21 protein-coding genes, 1 pseudogene and 1 riboswitch are annotated in these 22,635 nt (G+C 36.4%); of the genes and pseudogenes, 16 read left to right on the top strand and 6 right to left on the bottom strand.

What is annotated here, in order from left to right; translation table 11 throughout:
- Nucleotide 1: 1 nt before the first annotated feature.
- From COE49_RS18170 to pruA, 3 genes are all read left to right on the top strand, one after another.
- Nucleotides 2-1,198 carry a CamS family sex pheromone protein gene (locus tag COE49_RS18170; RefSeq protein WP_088231843.1) on the top strand — a complete coding sequence of 399 codons (1,197 nt, stop codon included), beginning with the start codon at nucleotides 2-4 and terminating at the stop codon, nucleotides 1,196-1,198.
- A 95-nt stretch (nucleotides 1,199-1,293) separates the two neighbouring features.
- Nucleotides 1,294-2,064 (top strand): TSUP family transporter, encoded by a 771-nt coding sequence (locus tag COE49_RS18165; protein WP_088231842.1) that lies wholly within the window; start codon nucleotides 1,294-1,296, stop codon nucleotides 2,062-2,064.
- 151 nt (nucleotides 2,065-2,215) lie between these two features.
- Nucleotides 2,216-3,763, top strand: a complete 1,548-nt coding sequence (gene pruA, locus COE49_RS18160; RefSeq protein WP_088231841.1) for an L-glutamate gamma-semialdehyde dehydrogenase — start codon at nucleotides 2,216-2,218, stop codon at nucleotides 3,761-3,763.
- A gap of 250 nt (nucleotides 3,764-4,013) precedes the next feature.
- On the opposite strand, the gene COE49_RS18155 is transcribed toward pruA, so the two are convergent.
- The gene (locus tag COE49_RS18155; RefSeq protein WP_088231840.1) at nucleotides 4,014-4,577 is read right to left on the bottom strand and encodes a cysteine hydrolase family protein; all 564 of its coding nucleotides are present in this window, start codon (nucleotides 4,575-4,577) and stop codon (nucleotides 4,014-4,016) included.
- 242 nt (nucleotides 4,578-4,819) lie between these two features.
- Nucleotides 4,820-4,924: riboswitch (SAM riboswitch) on the top strand.
- Between the two features lie 123 nt (nucleotides 4,925-5,047).
- Between COE49_RS18155 and COE49_RS18150 the strand changes: the two genes are divergently transcribed.
- Genes COE49_RS18150 through COE49_RS18140 form a run of 3 tightly spaced genes read left to right on the top strand, consistent with a single transcriptional unit; the run spans nucleotide 5,048 to nucleotide 7,586 of the window.
- The gene (locus COE49_RS18150; RefSeq protein WP_088231839.1) at nucleotides 5,048-6,067 is read left to right on the top strand and encodes a methionine ABC transporter ATP-binding protein; all 1,020 of its coding nucleotides are present in this window, start codon (nucleotides 5,048-5,050) and stop codon (nucleotides 6,065-6,067) included.
- Nucleotides 6,057-6,722 (top strand): methionine ABC transporter permease, encoded by a 666-nt coding sequence (locus COE49_RS18145; protein ID WP_088231838.1) that lies wholly within the window; start codon nucleotides 6,057-6,059, stop codon nucleotides 6,720-6,722. The genes COE49_RS18150 and COE49_RS18145 overlap by 11 nt, the downstream gene beginning before the upstream one ends.
- Nucleotides 6,723-6,743: 21 nt before the next feature.
- Nucleotides 6,744-7,586 (top strand): MetQ/NlpA family ABC transporter substrate-binding protein, encoded by an 843-nt coding sequence (locus tag COE49_RS18140; RefSeq protein WP_088231837.1) that lies wholly within the window; start codon nucleotides 6,744-6,746, stop codon nucleotides 7,584-7,586.
- 152 nt (nucleotides 7,587-7,738) lie between these two features.
- Here the strand turns inward: COE49_RS18140 and COE49_RS18135 are convergent.
- From COE49_RS18135 to COE49_RS18120, 4 genes and pseudogenes are all read right to left on the bottom strand, one after another.
- A pseudogene (locus tag COE49_RS18135) lies at nucleotides 7,739-7,924 on the bottom strand (HXXEE domain-containing protein); the annotation flags it as partial.
- 10 nt (nucleotides 7,925-7,934) lie between these two features.
- Nucleotides 7,935-8,132, bottom strand: coding sequence for a DUF3926 domain-containing protein (locus COE49_RS18130; RefSeq protein WP_088231836.1), 198 nt, complete (start codon nucleotides 8,130-8,132; stop codon nucleotides 7,935-7,937).
- Nucleotides 8,125-9,306: an ArsA family ATPase gene (locus tag COE49_RS18125; RefSeq protein WP_088231835.1), complete on the bottom strand. Its 1,182-nt coding sequence runs from the start codon at nucleotides 9,304-9,306 to the stop codon at nucleotides 8,125-8,127. The genes COE49_RS18130 and COE49_RS18125 overlap by 8 nt, the downstream gene beginning before the upstream one ends.
- Before the next feature lie 78 nt (nucleotides 9,307-9,384).
- A complete protein-coding gene (locus COE49_RS18120; RefSeq protein ID WP_088231834.1) occupies nucleotides 9,385-9,867 on the bottom strand; it encodes a MarR family winged helix-turn-helix transcriptional regulator in 483 nt (160 codons plus the stop codon).
- A 231-nt stretch (nucleotides 9,868-10,098) separates the two neighbouring features.
- Here COE49_RS18120 and COE49_RS18115 point away from each other — a divergent pair, with 231 nt between their 5' ends.
- The 10 genes from COE49_RS18115 (at nucleotide 10,099) to COE49_RS18065 (ending at nucleotide 21,296) form a co-directional block, all read left to right on the top strand.
- A complete protein-coding gene (locus tag COE49_RS18115; protein WP_001254393.1) occupies nucleotides 10,099-10,335 on the top strand; it encodes a YiaA/YiaB family inner membrane protein in 237 nt (78 codons plus the stop codon).
- 141 nt (nucleotides 10,336-10,476) lie between these two features.
- On the top strand, nucleotides 10,477-10,767 hold the full coding sequence (gatC, locus tag COE49_RS18110) for an Asp-tRNA(Asn)/Glu-tRNA(Gln) amidotransferase subunit GatC (RefSeq protein ID WP_000086999.1): 291 nt from the start codon (nucleotides 10,477-10,479) through the stop codon (nucleotides 10,765-10,767).
- 14 nt (nucleotides 10,768-10,781) lie between these two features.
- Nucleotides 10,782-12,239 (top strand): Asp-tRNA(Asn)/Glu-tRNA(Gln) amidotransferase subunit GatA, encoded by a 1,458-nt coding sequence (gene gatA / locus COE49_RS18105; protein WP_000051441.1) that lies wholly within the window; start codon nucleotides 10,782-10,784, stop codon nucleotides 12,237-12,239.
- Between the two features lie 14 nt (nucleotides 12,240-12,253).
- Entirely contained in the window at nucleotides 12,254-13,681 is a 1,428-nt protein-coding gene (gene gatB, locus COE49_RS18100; RefSeq protein WP_001047683.1) for an Asp-tRNA(Asn)/Glu-tRNA(Gln) amidotransferase subunit GatB, read from the top strand.
- A gap of 474 nt (nucleotides 13,682-14,155) precedes the next feature.
- Nucleotides 14,156-15,061 carry a diacylglycerol kinase gene (locus COE49_RS18095; protein ID WP_088231833.1) on the top strand — a complete coding sequence of 302 codons (906 nt, stop codon included), beginning with the start codon at nucleotides 14,156-14,158 and terminating at the stop codon, nucleotides 15,059-15,061.
- 138 nt (nucleotides 15,062-15,199) lie between these two features.
- Nucleotides 15,200-15,946 (top strand): HAD family hydrolase, encoded by a 747-nt coding sequence (locus COE49_RS18090; protein WP_088231832.1) that lies wholly within the window; start codon nucleotides 15,200-15,202, stop codon nucleotides 15,944-15,946.
- A gap of 147 nt (nucleotides 15,947-16,093) precedes the next feature.
- Entirely contained in the window at nucleotides 16,094-17,458 is a 1,365-nt protein-coding gene (gene gabT, locus COE49_RS18085) for a 4-aminobutyrate--2-oxoglutarate transaminase (protein ID WP_088231831.1), read from the top strand.
- Between the two features lie 115 nt (nucleotides 17,459-17,573).
- A complete protein-coding gene (locus tag COE49_RS18080; RefSeq protein ID WP_088231830.1) occupies nucleotides 17,574-18,956 on the top strand; it encodes a sigma-54 interaction domain-containing protein in 1,383 nt (460 codons plus the stop codon).
- 517 nt (nucleotides 18,957-19,473) lie between these two features.
- Nucleotides 19,474-20,925, top strand: a complete 1,452-nt coding sequence (gene gabD / locus COE49_RS18070; RefSeq protein ID WP_098253362.1) for an NADP-dependent succinate-semialdehyde dehydrogenase — start codon at nucleotides 19,474-19,476, stop codon at nucleotides 20,923-20,925.
- A gap of 47 nt (nucleotides 20,926-20,972) precedes the next feature.
- Nucleotides 20,973-21,296, top strand: coding sequence for a DMT family transporter (locus COE49_RS18065; protein ID WP_088231828.1), 324 nt, complete (start codon nucleotides 20,973-20,975; stop codon nucleotides 21,294-21,296).
- A gap of 39 nt (nucleotides 21,297-21,335) precedes the next feature.
- Here the strand turns inward: COE49_RS18065 and COE49_RS18060 are convergent, their stop codons facing one another.
- Nucleotides 21,336-22,565, bottom strand: a complete 1,230-nt coding sequence (locus COE49_RS18060; RefSeq protein ID WP_088231827.1) for an aminopeptidase — start codon at nucleotides 22,563-22,565, stop codon at nucleotides 21,336-21,338.
- Between the last annotated feature and the right edge of the window lie 70 nt (nucleotides 22,566-22,635).

The raw sequence follows: 22,635 nt of genomic DNA, 5'->3' as shown, positions 1-22,635 counted from the left end.
CATGAAAAAAATAGCATTAGCGGTATTAAGCCTTAGCCTACTTGTAAGTGGGTGTAGTATAGGTGCCGACAAAGATGAAAAAGTGGTTGAGAAATCGGGGAAAGCAAAAGAGCAAGCAGTCGTCCCAAAATACTCTATTTCGGATGAATATTATAAGACGACTGTTCCATTTGATGCAGGATCTGCACGTGGTTTAGTTGTACAAGGATTAAATAGTCGCCTTGATGTAGATGAATTTGAAACAGGATTAATGCGTATTGCGAAAGAATCATTTAGTACGAAAGATTATTTCTTTAAAGGTGGAAGTACTCTAGATGCCCGAACTGTGCAAATGCTTGTTAAAAGAAAGCGTACAGATGCTCAACAAAAGGAACTAGAGGACAGTTTAAAAAAAGATGCGGTTAAATTTCCTAACATAGGGTTAAACCCAGCGTTAGGTGAAGGATCCGAATCACTAGAAGTGAAAAATAAAAAAAATCCAATATATATTTCAAATATTTTAGAGCAAGATTATTATGTGAAAAAAGGCGAGAAAGATGTTGAACTTGGTGGCATTGTAGTTGGATTAGCGATGAATTCTGTTCAATATTATGAGGAAGAGCATGGCTATCCGCGTGAGGTTGCAATCCCGGACGAAAAAATGTTAGCAGAAGGGAAAAAAATGGCGCAAGAAATCTTGAAAGTTATGCACCAAAAAAATCCCGAAATAAAAAATGTTCCGATTACATTTGCGATTTATCGCCAAGCTCCAAAGTCTTCACTTGTGCCAGGTAATTTTGTTTCTTATGCGAATGTGGAAAAAGGTAGTGAAACGGTTGAAGATTGGAAACAAATTAATGAGAAATATTATTTGTTCCCATCTGAACAAGCGAAAACAGATAATAAACGTGAAGATCTTGCAAGAGTATCAAACTTTAAAGCAAAATTAAGCGATTATTTCCAAGGCGACTATACGGCTGTTATCGGTACTGGTATGTATAAAGATGATGAATTAAAAGAAATGAAGCTTGATATTCCTGTCCAATTTAATGGGAAAGCTGACATAATTGGTTTTACACAATATGTTGCAGGGCTTGTTATGGAATACTTCCCGAATTACATGAAAGTACAAGTAACGATTAAATCTGTAGAACGTCCAGAAGCTATTATTATACGTGAAGCGAAGCAAGATGAACCATTGGTGAAAATTTTAGATTAAATAGGAGAGCTGTTCCTTTTTGGAACAGCTTTTTTTCTTGAGGAATTTTGTTATAATTTAAAATGTTATAAATAAAGGGGTAAGGGGTAAAGCTTATGGACGAATTAAGTTTTCAAGTCATTATTTTATTAATTGCATTCGGTTTTTTAGCAGCTTTTATTGATTCAGTTGTTGGAGGGGGAGGGTTAATTTCGCTTCCTGCGCTTATGTTTGTTGGTTTACCACCAGCTTCGGCAATTGCAACGAATAAATTAGCTGCAACAATGGGGACGTTTACAAGTACAATTTATTTTATTCGATCAGGAAAGGTTGATTTTAAAATTGTAGGAAAGTTAATCCCGTTAACTATTGTTGGAGCGATTGCAGGTGCTTTAGTAGTAAAATTTATTCCACCGGATATTTTACGTCCATTAGTACTTATAATGTTGGTATGTATTGCTATTTATATTATTGCGAAAAAGGATTGGGGAAGTGTATCTACCTATAAAAAGATGACGAAAAGGAAAACATTAATATTTTTCTTTGTTATTTTAATGATAGGATTTTATGATGGTTTTTTTGGACCAGGAACAGGATCCTTTTTAATTTTTGCATTTTTATTAATCGGTTTGGATTTTATTCAAGCGGCAGCATCTGGAAAACTTTTGAACTTTGTTAGTAACATCGTATCTTTAATTACTTTTTTATTTTTAGACATAATTCATTTTGAATACGGTATTATCATGGGATTATCGATGATTTTTGGCGCTTATTTTGGATCAAGGTTTGCTGTTCAAAAAGGTGTTGGATATGTGAGGACTTTATTTTTATTAGTAACTATTTTATTAATCGGAAAAAACATTTTGGAATATACTCATATTCTGTAGAGTTATACGTATGTATAACTCTATTTTTTATTATATTTTAAAAATTAATTAATTTTTAAAATATAAGTCTAGGAATATTTGAATAAATCTAAATTATCGTGTAGAATAATGTTGTAAAATGTAAACGTTTTTCTAAGGGGAGGCTAAAAGGATGGTAGTAGCATACAAACATGAGCCATTTACAGATTTTTCAGTAGAGGCGAACAAATTAGCGTTTGAAGAAGGTTTAAAGAAAGTAGAATCTTATCTTGGACAAGACTATCCATTAATTATTGGGGGAGAAAAAATCACTACAGAAGACAAAATTGTTTCTGTAAACCCTGCAAATAAAGAGGAACTTGTTGGTCGCGTTTCAAAAGCAAGCCGTGAATTAGCTGAAAAAGCAATGCAAGTAGCGGATGAAACATTCCAAACTTGGAGAAAGTCAAAACCAGAAATGCGTGCAGACATTTTATTCCGTGCTGCAGCAATCGTTCGTCGTAGAAAACATGAATTTTCTGCTATTCTTGTAAAAGAAGCAGGTAAACCATGGAATGAGGCAGATGCTGATACAGCAGAAGCAATCGATTTTATGGAATATTATGCTCGTCAAATGTTGAAATTAAAAGACGGTATTCCAGTAGAAAGCCGTCCAATTGAATATAATCGTTTCTCTTACATTCCATTAGGAGTAGGTGTTATCATTTCTCCTTGGAACTTCCCATTTGCAATTATGGCAGGTATGACAACAGCTGCTTTAGTTTCTGGGAACACAGTATTACTAAAACCAGCTAGTACAACTCCTGTAGTAGCAGCGAAATTCATGGAAGTATTAGAAGAAGCTGGTTTACCAGCTGGCGTAGTAAACTTCGTTCCAGGTAACGGTTCTGAAGTTGGTGACTACTTAGTAGATCACCCTCGTACACGCTTCATTAGCTTCACTGGATCTCGTGATGTAGGTATCCGTATTTATGAGCGTGCAGCGAAAGTAAACCCAGGACAAATCTGGTTAAAACGTGTTATCGCTGAAATGGGCGGTAAAGATACAATCGTTGTTGATAAAGAAGCTGATCTTGAATTAGCTGCTAAATCTATCGTTGCATCAGCATTCGGATTCTCAGGACAAAAATGTTCTGCATGTTCTCGTGCAGTAATCCACGAAGATGTATACGATCACGTATTAAATCGTGCAGTTGAATTAACAAAAGAATTAACAGTTGATAACCCAGCTGTATTAGGTACAAACATGGGTCCTGTTAATGACCAAGCTGCATTCGATAAAGTAATGAGCTATGTTGCAATTGGTAAAGAAGAAGGTAGAATCTTAGCAGGTGGCGAAGGAGACGATTCTAAAGGTTGGTTCATTCAACCGACAATCGTTGCTGACGTTGCAGAAGATGCTCGTTTAATGAAAGAAGAAATCTTCGGACCAGTAGTAGCATTCTGTAAAGCAAAAGACTTTGATCATGCACTTGCAATTGCAAACAATACAGAATACGGTTTAACAGGTGCTGTTGTTACTAACAACCGTGACCATATTGAAAAAGCACGTGAAGACTTCCATGTTGGTAACTTATACTTCAACCGTGGATGTACTGGTGCAATCGTAGGTTACCAACCATTCGGTGGCTTTAATATGTCTGGTACAGACTCTAAAGCTGGTGGCCCTGACTACTTAGCACTTCACATGCAAGCAAAAACTACTTCTGAAACTTTATAAGAAATAGTAGAGGAGATCTTCACAAAATGTGAAGATCTCCTTTTTGAATTATAATTCCATATATTACTATTTTCTGAGTAATGCGAGCTAAACCCTATTAATAGCGGGATAAACATGTAAATAGAAATAAAGTGAGGAGAAAAATTGAGTCATTAGTCACATTTTTTAGTATTCATTTTAGAAATTTCCTGTATAATACAATTTGAAAGAAAATCTATGGTTCGACAAGAAACACTCTTTTCGGTTTTGCTCACTGAATGGAGTGTTTTTTTATAGCTAAAAATTCTTCTGTACTCATTACATTTGCATATACTCTATTTAAACTAGCCAAAATTGTATTGTGAATATAAACGGCTGGTATAGTAGCATTTTTAAAAGAAAGGTCTTTTGTAGCACAAGCATCATGTATTACGGTGCAATGAAAGCCAAAATCAAAAGCAGCCCTTACGGTGGCATCGATACACATATGGGTCATCATCCCACATATTACGACGTGCTCAATGTCTAAACGTCGTAATTGCTCTAGAAGATCAGTTTCTCGAAAGCTATTTGGGTAATGCTTGAGTATAACCACTTCCTCTCTAAGCGGACGAACATTTTCGTGAATATATACACCTTCTGTATTTGGCAGGAAAAAAGTAGCGTCATCTTTTATAGCTACATGTTGGATATGAAAAATAGGTTTGTTTTTCATTCTAAAGTGCTGGAGCAGTTGGCTAGCATATTCACTTGCTTCTACTGGATTACGCAATTCCATCTTTCCATTTGGAAAATAATCATTTTGAATGTCAACGAGTAAAAGAGCTGTTTTCATATATTTATCTTCCTCCAAGTTTCATATTCAAATAATGTTATTCAATTTATAGAGAAGATTCTCCTTTTTTAAAATATGAGGGAGAAAAATTTTACATAACTTTAAAAAGTACTATGTTATTAAGATTTTTCATTCAAAAATTATAATAAAGGGATAATTAATATTTTTCTAAAAAATATATTGACTCTTACTATTCTGAGTTCTATAATAAGAATTAATTAAACGACAATTAAATCGATACATTCTTATCCAGAGAGGTGGAGGGACTGGCCCTACGATACCTCAGCAACGGGTTTTTTAATACCGTGCTAAATCCAGCAAACCTTTATAGGTTTGGAAGATGAGAAGATGCGACCGAGTACATATAAGTGCTCTCCTTCTTATCTTTATGGTTGATAAGAAGGAGAGCACTTTTTATTTTACCTCGAAAGCTCTACTTCAAGTTTTTACAGCATATAGGAGGGAAGAAAATGATTTCTTTTAACAATGTAAGTAAAGTGTATGAATCAGGTGGGCAATCTGTTCATGCGGTGGAAGATGTAACATTATTAGTTGAGAAAGGCGAAATTTTTGGCATTATTGGTTTTAGTGGAGCTGGAAAGAGTACGTTATTACGTCTAGTAAACATGTTAGAAAGACCAACTGCGGGAACGATCTCAATAGATGATAAAGATATTACATTATTATCTACGAAGGAATTACGTAAATTAAGACAAAGAATCGGGATGATTTTTCAAAGCTTTAATTTATTTAATTCAAGAACAGTGTTTGGAAATATTGCTTACCCATTAAAGTTAGCGAAAGTACCAAAGAATGAGATAAAGGAAAAAGTAAATGATCTGCTGAAGTTTGTAGGGTTAGAAGATAAAGCAAACTATTATCCAGAGCAGCTATCAGGCGGACAAAAGCAACGTGTTGGGATTGCAAGAGCGCTGGCGACATCACCAGATATCCTTATATGTGATGAGGCGACATCAGCTTTAGATCCAGAAACAACGACAGAAATCTTAAACTTATTAAAGAAAGTAAATCGGGAATACAATGTAACAATTCTTCTTATTACACATGAAATGCACGTTGTGAAAGAAATTTGTCACCGTGTAGCTGTAATGGAGAAGGGGAAAGTTATTGAAGAAGGAAAACTGTTTGACGTTTTCACACAACCAAAAACAAAAACGACTCAAAATTTCGTACGTTCAATTATTAATGATCACTTACCAGACAGTGTTCTAGCGAAAATTCAAAATGGTGGACAGATTTATCGCTTAACGTTTACTGGTGAGGAGACAGGACAGCCGGTACTATCATATATCGCGAAAAACTATAACGTCGATGTAAACGTACTGTACGGAAATATTATTGAACTTCAAAATGTGTTATTTGGAAATCTTCTTGTAGAATTGCAAGGTGAGCAAAAGGAAATCCAAAAAGCATTACAACATCTAAGACTGCAAGTGCAGCTGAAGGAGGTAGAAGCTCATGCGAGTTGATTGGAGTATATTTTGGCCTCGTATATTAGATGCGACGGGGGATACCCTCTTAATGGTAATTGTAACCCTAATATTTGCCACAATTCTTGGTATACCGCTTGGTTTACTTTTATATGTAACACGTAAAGGAAACTTTTTAGAGAATAAATGGGTCTTTTCCATTCTTAATGTCATTATTAATACAATTCGTCCGATTCCATTTATTATCTTTTTAGTAGCTTTAAGTCCGATAACAAGAAGCGTAATCGGAACGACAATTGGAACAGCGGCAGCGATCTTCCCAATGACGTTAGTTGCATCAATTGGTATTGCTAGAATGGTTGAAACAAATCTTGTTTCTGTTCCGAAAGGGGTAATTGAAGCAGCGCAAGCGATGGGTGCTTCACCAATTAGAATTGTCTTTGGAATTCTTGTGCCAGAAGCGTTAGCGCCATTAATTTTAGGTGTCACGTTTATGACAGTTGGTCTAATTGAATTTTCTGCAGTTGCTGGGCTTGTTGGTGGTGGCGGTCTTGGTGACTTAGCGATGACATATGGTTATCAACGCTTTGATACATCAGTTATGTTCGTAACGGTCGTTTTACTTATTATTCTCGTACAGATAGCTCAAAACTTAGGAAACTACTTTGCGAAAGTCTTTTTACGCAGATCATAAAAAGGAAGAGGGGAAAATAAAATGAAGAAAATTTTAGCATTTGCATTATCAGCGATTGTAGGAATTTCAGCATTAAGCGGCTGCTCAGATGCAGGAGCGAAAGAGAAAGTAGTTCGCGTCGGTGTAACTGGAACTGATGGAAACGCTTGGGAAATTGTAAAGGGAAAAGCTGAAAAAGAAGGGATTAAAGTTAAATTGATTGAGTTCTCTGATTACACAACGCCAAATAAAGCGTTAGCTGATGGAGACATTGAACTAAATGCCTTCCAACATGTTGCTTTCTTAGAGCAATTTAAAAAAGAGCATAAATTAGATATTACAGCTGTTGGTACAACACAAATTGCACCAATGGGCTTATACTCTGAAAAATATAAGAAAGCAAATGAAATCCCAGATGGTTCAGAAATCGCTATTCCGAACGATCCAACGAACCAAGCACGTGCATTAAAACTTCTTGATGCAGCAGGTTTATTAAAGCTTAAGAAAGGCTTTGGCTTATTTGGAGATACAAGTGGCATTGCTGAAAATCCGAAGAAGTTAAAAATTACACCGGTTATCGCACAGCAAACACCTCGTGTTCTAAAAGATGTAGCAGCTTCAGTTATTAATAACGGTGTTGCGGGTCAAGCTGGATTAGATCCAGCGAAGGATCCAATTTTCTTAGAAGATCCAAAGGATGAAAATGCGAAGGCCTATATTAATATTTTCGCAGCTCGTACAAAAGATAAAGATGATCCAACACTGAAAAAAGTAATTGAACTATATCATTCAAAAGAAGTAACAGATGCAATTAAGAAAGAAACAAATGATGGTTCCATTTCAGTAGATCTTTCACTTGAGGAGCTTGAAAAAATCGTAAAATAATCATTGGGTTTAATGGACTAATAGAAGGAACCCCTCCGCTGTTAGTTCGTTCAACATATAATCTACTTAACAAACAAACCCTAATTCTGTATAACATAGAATTCCATGTTTGTTAAGTAGAGTAAAGGACCAGGAGTTTTCCTGGTCCTTTTTTATGGATGAAAGCAGCTAGCGAATAGCAAGGTAATCCAAAGTATAATGGGGTAAGAAAATAAGCTGAAAATGAGTGTAATTACGAATTGTTTTTTATGAGTTAATTGTTTCTTGGATGCAAAAAAGAAAATAGAAAAGAGGGTAATGAAAGCTGCTGAGATCATGCCGGGATTATAGGAGCGATAATGGATATAGTTATTCAATTAGGATACTTTTTAAATTACCATCGGGATGTGCTTCTGCTCCTTTTTCTGTATAAGAAGATAGCTCTTCCTGTAAAATACTTAACACTTGCTTAGCAGATTGCTGAATCGGATTCGGCAATTCTTCTAATATATGCATACCGATTTTGATTTTTGTATGAATGATTCTTCTTAGTAGCTCATCATGCATGCACTACACCTCCAAACCGAATGTTTAGTATATCCTCTTCAAATTTTGCTCCTTGAATAGAAAGGTGCGTTAATGTTTTTGGCAATGTGATATTTCGTTTCACAGAACCAGCTTGAATAATAAGTTCATCACCTTTTTGATTTAATGAAAGTTCATTTTTGTTTGAGAAGGGAATGGAAAGAACGAAAACATACTCATTGCCATCTTTTTTTACATATTGTGTGCGACCGTTAAATTTCACTTCAGTAGGACGGGGATCAGTTTTAAATAAAGCATTTCCTACACGCTCTAACATAGGTAAACCAACAACTTCTTGTTCAAACATCGGTGCTTCATAAATAGGAAGGGGCTGAAAACTATCTTGAATTAATGTTTTATATTTCTTTTGTGTATCTTTCCATGCCTGAAAATAAGGATCGGTGACAGTGTTAGGGATGACGCGGTTAATCATAATGGCATCTACGTTATAATCGTATAAATTTAAATACGTAAAGCTGCGCTGAGCTTCTTTAATGACCATTTTTTCAGGATTTACAACGATGCGGATACTTGTTACCTCTCGATTTGATAAAATATCTCTCATTTCTCCAAGCTGTTCAAGTGTATTTGTTAATTCGTCCATAATATCGTCGGTTGGAAGAGGGACACCGAGAAGTGGTTGAGCTACAGGACGAACGACTTTTAAAACCTTTCTTTTAATAGGAAATAATTTTTCCATCCACCAGCCGAGCATGTCTGGAAAACTTAGCATTGCTAATGTCTCTCCTGTTGGAGCGCAGTCAATGATGATAACATCATAGGTATTTTGTTTATAGTAATCGAGTACGCGAAGTAAGCTAATTAAATCTTCCATACCAGGAAACATCGTTAATTCTTCTGTCGTAATATCCTCAGCTGCTTTGGAAGTGAAGAGGAGTGTAATATATTTCTGTAGTTTGCCCCAGCCTTTTTCCATTTCATAAATCGTATTAATTTCTTGGGCCCATAAGTTTTCACGAATTTCTAATGGCTCAGAAGATAGTTTTATACCAAATGAATCTCCTAAACTATGAGCAGGGTCTGTACTCATTACTAATGTTTTTAATCCTTGTTGTGCACTTTGAATTGCAGTTGCTGCTGAAATGCTAGTTTTTCCTACGCCGCCTTTCCCTGTATACAAAATAATTCTCATCATTCTATCCCCTTTGTTTCGAATGTCGAATATTACGAGTGTCGAAATGTTTTTTTGAATAAAAACCCAAAACTGGGGTTTTTATTCAATCGGAATGTTTTTCATTTTAGGTGTAGAAACCTTTTCTTCTGTTTTTTGCTGTGACGTAGCAATGTGATTCATAATTTTTTGGAAGATTTGTAGTAAGAATGCTTTTTCCTCTTCTGATAGTGCTTCTGTCATTAAGCTAAAGTAATGGGCCGCATTTTGCTTCACTTCTTGAATGAGTAAGATGCCGCTTTCAGTTAAACGAATTAATACGATACGTCGGTCTTTTTCATCACGGTACCGTTCAATATATCCCTTTTTTACAAGGCGATTTACAACGCCTGTCGTTGTACTCATCGGTATATCAAGAAGTTCAGTAATTTTTGTCATTGTAATATCTGTATTTCGCTCCATCCAAAGTAAACAAAATACTTCTGTTTTGGAAAGTGTTAAATCTAGGCCCACCCATTCTTCAGGATAGAAAAGTTTCTTGGCGTTATCTAGCAGTAAGTCTAAAAAATGTTCATATTGCAACAATTATTTCCACTCCCGTATATTTCGAGGTTCGTAATATTTATTTTTATTTTATGTAGAATTGAAATAAATGTCAATGATTTTAATTGTTTTTTCAGATTAGGCAGAAAACTATCTTTAAAATAATATTTTTTTGTGATAGATTTATAAATAGCAAACTAGAATTTACATAAAAATCCATCATGGTAAATATATTTATCTATAATGGATGTACAGCTAACGAGGGGGAGAACGATGAGAAGACGAAATACGCAAGCGTTCACGTTTTTAGCATGGACTTCATTTGTTTGTGCGCTTTCAGGTATGCTAATTGGGATTTATACGTTAGATGAAACGCTTAGTGTAAAAGGATACTATTTAATTGGAACATTATTTTTAACGATGTCTTGTTTTGTATTACAAAAAACAATTCGTGATAATGAAGAAGATAACGAGAGATTTCCGAAAAATAAACCGTTAGATAAAGAGTAAATTGTAAAGAAAGGCATTTGCCTTTCTTTTTTTATGTAAAAATGCCGTAAGTGCCATGTGTTGACTTGCTTGAAGTACTGAAAATTTGGTATCATCAATAGTATTGTAGATTGAACGATATATTATGGAGGTGGCCTAGCCGTGTCAAGAATTTCCGTTGAGAATGTAAAGCACGTAGCACATTTAGCACGTCTTGCAATTACTGATCAAGAAGCAGAAAAATTTCAAAAACAACTAGATGCAATTGTTACATTTGCAGAACAGTTAAATGAATTAGATACAACAGATGTAAAACCAACAACTCATGTATTAACTATGAAAAATGTTATGCGTGAAGATGTACCAGAAAAAGGTTTACCAGTTGAAGAAGTATTAAAAAATGCACCGGATCACAAAGATAATCAAATCCGTGTTCCAGCAGTATTAGAATAGAGGAGGGAATTTCGATGTCATTATTTGATCATTCAGTATCAGAGTTACATAAGAAATTAAACAACAAAGAAATTTCCGTTACGGATTTAGTAGAAGAATCTTACAAACGTATTGCGGATGTTGAAGATAACGTAAAAGCTTTTCTTACATTAGATGAAGAAAATGCACGCGCGAAAGCGAAAGAATTAGACGCTAAGATTGGTGCTGAAGATAATGGTTTATTATTCGGTATGCCAATCGGTGTAAAAGATAACATTGTAACTAACGGTCTTCGTACTACTTGTGCGAGCAAAATGTTAGCAAACTTCGATCCAATTTATGATGCGACAGTTGTGCAAAAGTTAAAAGCTGCTGACACAATTACAATCGGTAAATTAAATATGGACGAGTTCGCAATGGGTTCTTCAAATGAAAACTCAGGTTTCTACGCTACGAAAAACCCATGGAACTTAGATTACGTTCCGGGCGGATCTAGTGGTGGTTCTGCAGCAGCTGTAGCAGCAGGAGAGGTACTATTCTCTCTAGGTTCTGATACGGGTGGTTCTATCCGTCAGCCAGCTGCATATTGCGGCGTTGTAGGTTTAAAACCAACTTACGGACGCGTATCTCGTTATGGATTAGTAGCATTCGCATCTTCACTTGACCAAATCGGACCGATTACACGTACAGTAGAAGACAATGCATACTTATTACAAGCTATTTCAGGTATTGACCGCATGGATGCAACTTCTGCAAACGTTGAAGTTGGAAACTATTTAGCTGGTTTAACAGGCGATGTGAAAGGTTTACGCATTGCTGTACCGAAAGAATACTTAGGCGAAGGTGTTGGCGAAGAAGCTCGTGAGTCAGTACTAGCTGCTTTAAAAGTATTAGAAGGTATGGGCGCAACTTGGGAAGAAGTATCTCTTCCGCACTCTAAATACGCTCTAGCAACGTATTACTTACTATCTTCTTCTGAAGCATCTGCTAACCTTTCACGCTTTGATGGCGTACGTTACGGTGTTCGTTCTGATAATGTAAATAATTTATTAGATCTTTACAAAAACACACGTAGCGAAGGCTTTGGTGATGAGGTTAAACGTCGTATTATGCTTGGTACATTTGCTCTTAGCTCTGGTTACTATGATGCATATTACAAAAAAGCACAACAAGTACGTACATTAATTAAGAACGACTTTGAAAATGTATTTGCTAACTATGATGTTATTATTGGACCAACAACGCCAACTCCGGCATTTAAAGTGGGCGAAAAAGTGGACGATCCAATGACAATGTATGCAAACGACATTTTAACAATCCCAGTAAACTTAGCGGGTGTTCCAGCGATTTCAGTTCCATGTGGATTCGGTGCTAACAACATGCCACTTGGTTTACAAATCATTGGTAAACACTTCGATGAAGCGACAATTTACCGCGTTGCACATGCGTTTGAGCAAGCAACAGACTATCATACAAAAAAAGCAAGTCTGTAAGGAGGCGAGCATAGATGAATTTAGAAACAATTATTGGTTTAGAGGTTCACGTTGAGTTAAAAACAAATTCGAAAATTTTCTCTGCGAGTCCAACAGAATTCGGAGCGGAGCCAAATACACAAACAAGTGTAATTGACTTAGGATACCCAGGGGTACTTCCTACATTAAATAAAGAAGCAGTTAACTTTGCAATGAAAGCTGCAATGGCATTAAACTGTGAAATCGCAACGGAAACAAAGTTTGACCGTAAAAACTATTTCTACCCAGATAATCCGAAAGCTTACCAAATCTCTCAATTCGATAAGCCAATTGGAGAAAATGGTTGGATTGAAATCGAAGTAGACGGTAAAAAGAAACGTATCGGTATTACACGTCTTCATTTAGAAGAAGATGCTGGTAAATCAACGCATACAGCTGATGGTTCATTAGTAGACTACAACCGTCAAGGTATGCCTTTAATCGAGATCGTATCTGAGCCAGATATGCGTACGCCAGAAGAAGCATACGCATACTTAGAGAAGTTAAAATCAATCATTCAATACACTGGCGTATCTGATTGTAAGATGGAAGAAGGTTCCTTGCGTTGTGATGCGAATATTTCCCTTCGTCCAGTTGGACAAGAGAAGTTCGGTACAAAAGCGGAACTGAAAAACTTAAACTCATTCACTTACGTACAAAAAGGTCTTGAGCATGAGCAAGTACGCCAAGAGAAAGAATTATTATCTGGTGGTATTATTCAACAAGAAACACGCCGTTATGACGAAGCAACGAAGAAAACAATCTTAATGCGTGTGAAAGAAGGATCTGACGATTATCGTTACTTCCCAGAGCCAGATTTAGTTGAACTTTACATCGACGATGAGTGGAAAGAAGCAGTTCGTGCTTCTATTCCAGAACTTCCAGATGCACGTAAAGCTCGCTACGTTGCAGAAATTGGCTTACCAGCTTATGATGCACACGTATTAACATTAACGAAAGAGATGTCTGATTTCTTCGAAGCAACTGTTGCAGACGGTGCTGATGCGAAATTAACATCAAACTGGTTAATGGGTGAAGTGCTTGCATACTTAAACAAGCAACAAAAAGAATTAAAAGACGTTGCATTAACGCCTGCTGGTTTATCTAAAATGGTTCAATTAATTGAAAAAGGTACAATTTCTTCTAAAATCGCGAAGAAAGTATTTAACGAATTAATTGAAAAAGGTGGAGACCCAGAAGAAATCGTTAAAGCGAAAGGTCTTGTTCAAATTTCTGACGAGGGTACACTTCGTAAAGTTGTAACAGAAATTCTTGATAATAATGAGCAATCTATCGAAGACTTTAAAAACGGTAAAGACCGTGCAATTGGTTTCTTAGTTGGTCAAATTATGAAAGCTACAAAAGGACAAGCAAATCCACCGCTTGTTAATAAAATCTTACTTGAAGAGATTAATAAGCGATAAAATAGTAGTGAATTGTAAAGATTAAGCAGAAAAACACCCATACATGGGTGTTTTTCTAGGTTAATCAAACGTTTGTTTAAATGAGAAAAAATCGTTTAAACAAACGTTTGATTAACTGTCAAAAGTGGAAAAATGTTTGTATAGCAACTATGGTATGATAGTTGCAAAAAGGTGGGAATAATGATAAATCTAAACATAGAGGTTTTTTTCATCTCATGAAGTAATAGATAGTTATTATTCTTTATATGTAAATTGTTATGAGGAAAATAGATGGACATAAATTTTTTTGTCAAATAAAACAAAACCATTGAAATGAATATTTGCTTTTGATGGACTACACGAATCGGGTTCTTACTGCCTGTTTGAGCGGGATAAAAAAAGGATAGGAAGATGAGAGGAGGTAGGCATAGGAATACTGAATAGAACTTCAGTATGTTCTTTTTCAATGAAGAAGGAAATTCCCTGTGCTAATAAATGATGAAGCGAGCAAGAATTATTTATAATCCTACTTCTGGGCGTGAGCTATTTAAGAAGAGCTTACCAGAAGTATTACAAAAATTAGAACAAGCTGGTTATGAAGCATCTTGTCATGCAACAACTGGTCCTGGAGATGCGACTGTGGCAGCAAGGCAAGCTGCGGATCGTAAGTTTGATGTTGTTATCGCAGCTGGTGGCGACGGTACGTTAAATGAAGTGGTAAATGGTTTAGTAGGACATGTGCATCGTCCAAAGTTTGGAATTATTCCAGTTGGAACGACAAATGACTTTGCACGTGCGATCGGTGTACCTCGTGTTATTGAAGAGGCTGCGGATATTATTTGTGAAGGAAAAACAGTTCCTTTAGATCTTGGTAGAGCGAATGATACATATTTCATTAATATTGCTGGTGGCGGTCGTATCACTGAATTAACATATGAAGTACCAAGTAAGTTAAAAACGGTATTAGGCCAGCTTGCTTACTATTTAAAAGGAATCGAAATGTTACCGTCATTACACCCAACATATGTTGAAATCGAGTATGATGGGAAGTTACTACAAGAAGAAATTACGATGTTTTTAATTACAAATACTCGTTCAGTTGGTGGATTCGAAAAGGTAGCACCGTATGCCTCTATTAACGATGGGTTATTTGATTTATTAGTGCTGAAAAAAGGTTCTATCGCTGATTTAATTAAAGCAGCAACACAAGCGCAGCGTGGTGAACATATTAACAATCCAAAAGTGCTATACACACAAGCAAATCGCATTAAAGTGCATTCACCAGATAAACTAATGATTAATTTAGATGGTGAATATGGTGGGGATGCCCCAATGGAATTTGAAAACATATATCATTGTCTGGAACTATTTGTTCCCGAACATAAAGAGGATGTCCTGTAAAGGCATCCTTTTTCTTTGTATAGAGGAATTGTAAATTGGGAGTTAGTTTGATTTTTATGGTATTTTTACAATTCGTTTATTTTATATACATATTTTATTGGTACACTGGAGGAGATAAGAAACGAGAGGTAGGATGCTATGGAGAAGGTAAAAGCAATACTATTTGATAAAGATGGGACATTAATGGATTTTCATTCAATTTGGATAAAAGTAGCTGAAGAACTTGTAGCGGACTGTATAAAATTATATCAACTCCCAGAGTCAATGCAGCAAGGTTTACTAAAGGAGATCGGTGTGGAGGGGACATTTGTTCATCCAAGTAGCGCATTAGCGGCTGGAACAAGCCTTGATGTAGCAAAAGGGCTGTGTAAGTATATTACGTCATGTAGGGAAGAGGATATGCATGAGTGGGTAAGTGAAAAATTATTTTCCCTTATGTATGAGCACCGTTCCTATATGAAAATGACGGCGGATTTACCGATAATTTTACAAAGTTTAAAGGATAGAGGATTTATTTTAGGTGTTGTGACAGCTGATGATTTCGCACCGACAGAATTATTTTTGAAACAGTATCAAATAGAGTCTTTTTTTGATTATGTTGTAGCTTCAGATACATTTCCAGCACAAAAGCCGGATAAAAGAATTATAGAATCTTTTTGTGAAAAGTTTCGTTTAGAGTCGTGTGAAGTGGCAGTCGTTGGAGATACGCCAACTGATTTACATTTAGCTAAAAACGGTGGCGATTGCTACGGAATCGGAGTGCTATCTGGTACAGGGGATCGCCAAACATTAGAACCACTTGCGGATTTAGTAGTACAATCTGTTGAGGATTTGATTTCCCATGCAGGTGAGTTTATTTTGGAGCAAGAAAAGTCTAATGTGTAAGAAAAATAAGTCTATAAAGACNNGTCTTTATAGACTTATTTTTTATGCCTGGATACAAAGAATATAGGATGAATACTTGAAAAGAAAGTTGGCATATATTTTGCAATAAAAAGAGAAAACAATGTAAAGAAAAGGATGGGGTATACAATGAACACAAAAAAATATGCTAAAGTGAATGAACAAATTCCGGGACCAAAAGCAGCGTCTTTATTAGAGCGCCGTCAAAATATAGTACCAAAAGGAGTAAGTAACGGCATCCCGACATTTGTACAGTCTGCAAATGGGGCTCTTGTAACAGATGTCGATGGCAATCAGTACATTGATTTCGCAGGAGCAATAGGGACAATTAACGTAGGGCATTGTCACCCGGTCGTTAAAGAAGCACTTCATAAACAAGTCGATCAATATATTCACACTGGCTTTAATGTCATGATGTATGAGCCATATATTGAATTAGCAGAAAAGCTTGCTGCATTAGCACCAGGGAATTTTGATAAGCAAGTACTATTTTTAAACAGTGGTGCAGAAGCGGTTGAAAACGCAGTGAAAATTGCTCGTAAATATACGAAGAGACCAGGTATTATCGCATTTTCTAAAGGTTTCCATGGGCGTACGTTAATGACAATGACGATGACAAGTAAAGTAAAACCATATAAATTCGGATTTGGTCCATTTGCTCCAGAAGTATATAAAGCACCATTTCCATATGAATACCGTCGTCCAGAAGGGCTAACGGAAGAGCAGTATGATGATTTCATCATTGAAGAGTTTAAGAACTTCTTTATATCAGAAGTAGCACCAGAAACAATTGCAGCCGTAGTAATGGAACCCGTTCAAGGAGAAGGCGGATTCATCGTGCCAAGTAAGAAGTTTGTTCAAGAAGTACGAAGCATCTGTTCAGAGCACGGTATCTTATTTGTAGCGGATGAAATTCAAACAGGCTTTAGTCGTACAGGAAAATACTTTGCAATTGAGCATTATGATGTCGTTCCAGATTTAATTACGGTATCTAAATCATTAGGTGCTGGTGTACCGATAAGTGGTGTGATTGGGCGTAAAGAAATTATGAATGAGTCTGCACCGGGAGAGCTTGGCGGAACGTATGCAGGAAGTCCACTAGGATGTGCGGCTGCATTAGCTGTACTTGATGTAATAGAAAAAGAGAAATTAAATGATAGAGCGATAGAATTAGGGAAAGTCGTAATGAACCGATTCGAAGAGATGAAAAATAAATACAATTGTATCGGTGATGTGCGCGGTTTAGGTGCAATGTGTGCATTCGAGCTCGTTCAGGATCGTAAGACAAAGGCACCTGACAAAACGTTAACAGCTAATTTATGTGCAGAAGCAAATAAACGTGGATTACTTTTATTATCAGCAGGAACATATGGCAATGTTATTCGTGTGTTAATGCCATTAGTTATTACAGATGAGCAACTTGAAGAAGGTTTAACGATTATTGAAGAATCATTACAAACTTGTTATGAGCAAGCAAATATCGCTCGTGTTTAAAAGCTGAATAATAAATAGCAAACATTCTAGCTGACTCTATATAAAACGCAGAAAATTCACTTTATAATAAAGGTAGTAAAGTGAATTGCTGGATTTGAAGTTAGGGGTGGCTAGGATGGTTGCAGAAAAGGAACGAGTGTTAATGGATTTACAAGATGTATTTGAATATGCGTTTGACGAAATTTTTGTTACTGATGAGAAGGGGATCGTTGTACGTGTAAATAGTACATGTGAAAGACACTATCAACTAGCTGCTAAAGAGTTAGTAGGTAAGCATGTGAAAGAATTGCAAAAAGATGAGATCTTTTATCCGTCGGCAACATTAGAAGTAATTGAAAAAAAGAGACCAATTGAACTTGTTCAAACGACAAAATCAGGAGAGTATTTACACGTTCGTACAAGGCCTGTTTTTGATGATGAAGGAAATTTAAGAAGAGTGATTAGTTATTCTCGAGACCTTACTGAACTCTATCGATTACGTCAAAAGGTCGAGGAAATGGATAATCAATTAAAAACATATAAAAAAGAATTAAGAGAAACATATGAACATGAAGGACTTATTTTTAAAAGCATTGCTATGCAAAAAATAGTCGAAACAATCAAAAAAGTATCCATGGTAGATAGTACTGTTCTCGTTTTAGGTGAGACAGGAGTTGGAAAAAGCCGATTAGTACGTCATTTACATGAAGTGAGTAATCGGAAAAATGAAAGTTTCTATGAAATTAATTGTGCGGCATTGCCAACAAATTTAATTGAATCAGAGCTTTTCGGATATTCAGGTGGATCGTTTACAGGGGCAAATCGTGAAGGGAAAAAGGGGCTATTAGAATCAGCAAATAAAGGAACTCTTTTCTTAGATGAAATCGGTGAAATGCCGCTTGAAATTCAGGCGAAACTTCTGCAGGTATTGCAAGAAAAAACGTTTCGTCCTATAGGCGGAAGAGAATTAAAAAAGGTGGACGTTAGAATTGTAGCGGCAACAAATAGAGATTTAAGTGGGATGGTGAAACAAGGAACATTTAGGAAAGATTTATACTATCGTCTGAATGTCATTCCAATTTCAATTCCGCCACTTCGGGAAAGAACAGAAGACATTTTGCCACTCGTTTATCATTATTTACAGCACTTTAATGAGAAATATGGGCGGAATGTCAAATTAGCACCTAGCACATTGCAAATGTTTGTTGGGTACCCTTGGGAAGGAAATAATAGAGAGATTGAAAATGTAATTGAACGAATTGTTATAACTGCTGACAATATCGTTACAATAGAAGATTTACCAATAGCAATGCAGGAATCAACAGTTGAACAGTCAGGTCAAAGTCTCTATAAAATGTTGGAAGAAGTGGAACGAAACATTATTTTAAAAGCATATAAAACATATGGATCAAGCTATAAAGTCGCAGAATTCTTGAAAATAAGCCAGTCTGCCGCTACTAGGAAAATTAAACGTTTTATAGAGGAGGATTATGTAGTTAGAGGAGAAGAAGGAACTTAAGAAGGTGCTATCATGTTTTGATGTTCTTTTCCTTACGATAGTTGTGTACCCTCAGGGGATTGGGTTACATCGGCTAGTTCTTTAGGTGCGGTTATCGCTTTTATTATAGGTGGTTTACTATATGAAAAAAGGAATTTGGGGAAAATTCAGCATTCATCGCATCGTGGGCAATAGTGCTTGGATATGTATCGGTTGTTACTTTTGAGGCTGTGGCGTTACCAACAGTAGTTGATTATATATTGCCAGACTAGCAGAGCATTTATTTGTGAACAATAGGTGGTTGGGATGTATACTTGACGTAGGCGATGATTGGAATGGGTGGAGCATTCATTATTACAATCATTAACTATTTTGGTGTGAAAACAGCTGCTTTATTTTAAAGTATATTTACAGTATTTATTGTAGCGACAGGTATTATGCTGGACGTTATTAGTTGGATATTTTTTTATGAGAATGCTATTTAATAAGTATAAGAGAGACCCTAAAGAGAACGATAATATAGAGGAGGAAGAAAACATTGGATAAAAAAGCGACGTTTGTAAACATAGAAAAAAAGGCGATGTATATAAATGGTGAGTGGATTACATTGCAAGAACAAATCGAAGTAAATAATCCAGCGACGAAGGAAATATTTGCAACTGTACCAAGAGGCGGAGTAACAGAGGCGAAGCAAGCTGTTGATGCTGCGCACGAGGCCTTTAAATCATGGTCAAAATTAACAGCAGCAGATCGAGCGGTGAAATTAAAAAAATGGTTCACACTTATTGATGAAAATAAAGAAGAAATCGCAGCGATTATGACGAAGGAGCAAGGAAAGCCATTTGCAGAAGCACTTGGTGAAGTGAATTATGCAAATAGTTTTGTTGAATGGTATGCAGAAGAAGGAAAGCGCGTATATGGTGAAATGATTCCTGCTTCTCATCCGAATAAACGTATTTTAGTTATGAAGCAGCCAGTTGGCGTTATGGCAGCTATTACACCGTGGAACTTCCCAGCTGCTATGATTACGAGAAAGGTAGCTCCAGCACTTGCGGCAGGATGTACGGCAATTGTGAAGCCTGCAAGTCAAACACCGTTAACGGCATTGAAATTAGCTGAATTAGCTCATGAAGCAGACATTCCAAAAGGTGTCATAAATATTGTAACAGGTAGTGCGAAAGCAATTGCTGATACGTGGATGGAAGATGGACGCGTTCGAAAAGTGTCCTTTACAGGATCAACGGAAATCGGGAAAGAATTAATGGCTAGTGCTGCACAAACGATGAAAAAAGTTTCACTTGAGTTAGGTGGTCATGCTCCATTTATCGTAATGAATGATGCGGATTTAGATAAAGCGGTAGAAGCAGTGATTGGTTCGAAATTCCGTAACGCAGGACAAACGTGTATATGTACAAACCGAGTATTCGTTCAAGAAGACGTATACGAAGTATTTGTAGGGAAGTTCCAAAAGGCAGTAGGGCAGCTGAAAGTAGGAGACGGCTTCGGTGACGGAACGACTGTAGGTCCACTTATTGATGAGAATGCAGTTTCGAAAGTACAAGAACATATCGAAGATGCAGTTCAAAAAGGTGGAGAACTCTTATATGGAGGTCAACAGATTGCAGAGCTAGATGGACATTTCATGCAACCGACTGTAATTGGGTTGGCAAATGATACGATGCTTTGTATGACTGAAGAAACATTTGGACCAGTTGCGCCGGTTGCGAAATTTAAAACAGTTGAAGAAGTAATCGAGCGAGCAAATAATACACCATACGGCTTGGCAGCGTATATTTTCACGAAAGATATTAGTCAAGCATTCCAAATTAGCGAAGCGTTAGAATACGGTATTATCGGTTTAAATGACGGTCTTCCATCAGTTGCACAAGCACCATTTGGTGGCTTTAAAGAAAGTGGTATTGGTCGTGAAGGCGGACATTTCGGTATCGAAGAATATTTAGAGATTAAATATATTTCATTAGGACTATAAGTAGTATACTAGAATCTCTATAAGGTGACAGAGAAGGGGATTCTAGTATGGTATATTGGCTATTATTACTTGTTACAATTATTTTTGAAGTGGCTGGGACGATTGCGATGAAACTATCGAATGGTTTAACAAAGCTCGTTCCAAGTGTACTTATTTTCGTATTTTATGGAATTTGTTTTAGCGTATTTGCTATCGTTGTGAAAAAGATTCATTTAAGTATTGCTTATGCTATTTGGTCTGGTGTGGGAACATTACTGATTACAATTATTAGTGTGTATTTTTTTAAAGAGCACATTAGCTTATTTCAAGCATTTTGTATTCTCTTTATTGTTTTAGGAGTAGTCGGACTTAAGGTTTCATCTGCATCATAAAAGGCTATCTTCCGGTGAGGAAGATAGCCTTTGTTTGTATTAAAACGCCCAGTTACCTTTACGGAAGATAGGCTCATGTCTGCCATCAGCAGTAATACCATCGATATCAAGTTCAGCTGATCCAATCATGAAGTCTTCATGTGTAATACTAGCGTTTGCACCATTTTCAGCAAGTTCTTCTTTAGACATTGTTTTACCACCATCTAAGTTAAATGCATAAGCATTTCCGATTGCAAGGTGGCAAGATGCGTTTTCGTCAAATAGCGTATTGTAGAATAAAATATTTGTGTTTGAAATTGGTGAGTCATGAGGTACTAAAGCTACTTCTCCTAGGAAGTGAGAACCTTCATCTGTTTCTACTAAATGTTTTAAAGCTTCTTCACCAGCTTCAGCTTTATAGTCTACGATACGTCCATTTTCAAATGTTAACGTGAAGTTATCAATAATATTACCTGCAAATGCTAACGGTTTTGTACTAGACACTTGACCGTTTACACCTGTTTTAAGTGGCATTGTAAATACTTCTTCAGTTGGAATGTTAGCCATAAATGGTACGTTCTTTTCATTTAAGCTACCAGCACCAGCCCATACATGTTTTTCTGGAAGTTCAATCGTTAAGTCTGTTCCAGGACCTGTATAGTGAAGAGCTGTATAATGCTTTTCGTTTAAGTAGTCAACTTTTGTATGTAGTGTTTCATCATGTTCTTTCCATGCTTCTACAGGGTTTTCTAAATCAGCACGAGTAGCTTTGAAAATAGCATCCCATAGTTTTGCTTCTTGTTCTTCTGGCGCTACATCAGGGAATACCTTCGCAGCCCATTCTTTCGTAGGAACAGAAATGACACACCAGCTTACTTTATCTGCTTGTACGTAATCACGGTATACTTTCATCGCTTCTCCAGCTACTTTATGAGCAGTTGCGATACGTGTTGGTTCTACACCTTTTAATAAATCAGGGTTTTCTGCATAAATAGACATAAATGCAGCGCCTTCTTTTGCTAATTCTTCACGCGCATGTGCTTTCCAAGATGGGAACTCAGAGAAAGCTTCTTCAGGAGCTAGATCGAACTTTAAGCGTGTTAACGTCTCATCATTCCAATCCACATATACGTGTTTGGCACCAGATTTATATGCTTTTTCTGTAACGAGGCGTACAAATTGTACAGCTTCAAGAGGTGCGCTAATTGATAAAGTTTGTCCTGGCTGAATATTAACACCAACATTAACTGCAAGAGCAGCATATTTCTCTAACGTTTGTTCAAATGACATATGTATAATCTCCTTTAGTTTGAAAGATTTCTTACTATATATAATACAAGAAAATTCTAAAAATATATAT

The sequence above is a fragment of the Bacillus sp. AFS029637 genome (genome assembly GCF_002584985.1).
GTDB lineage: Bacteria > Bacillota > Bacilli > Bacillales > Bacillaceae_G > Bacillus_A.
This window is presented reverse-complemented; position numbering and strand designations above follow the sequence as displayed.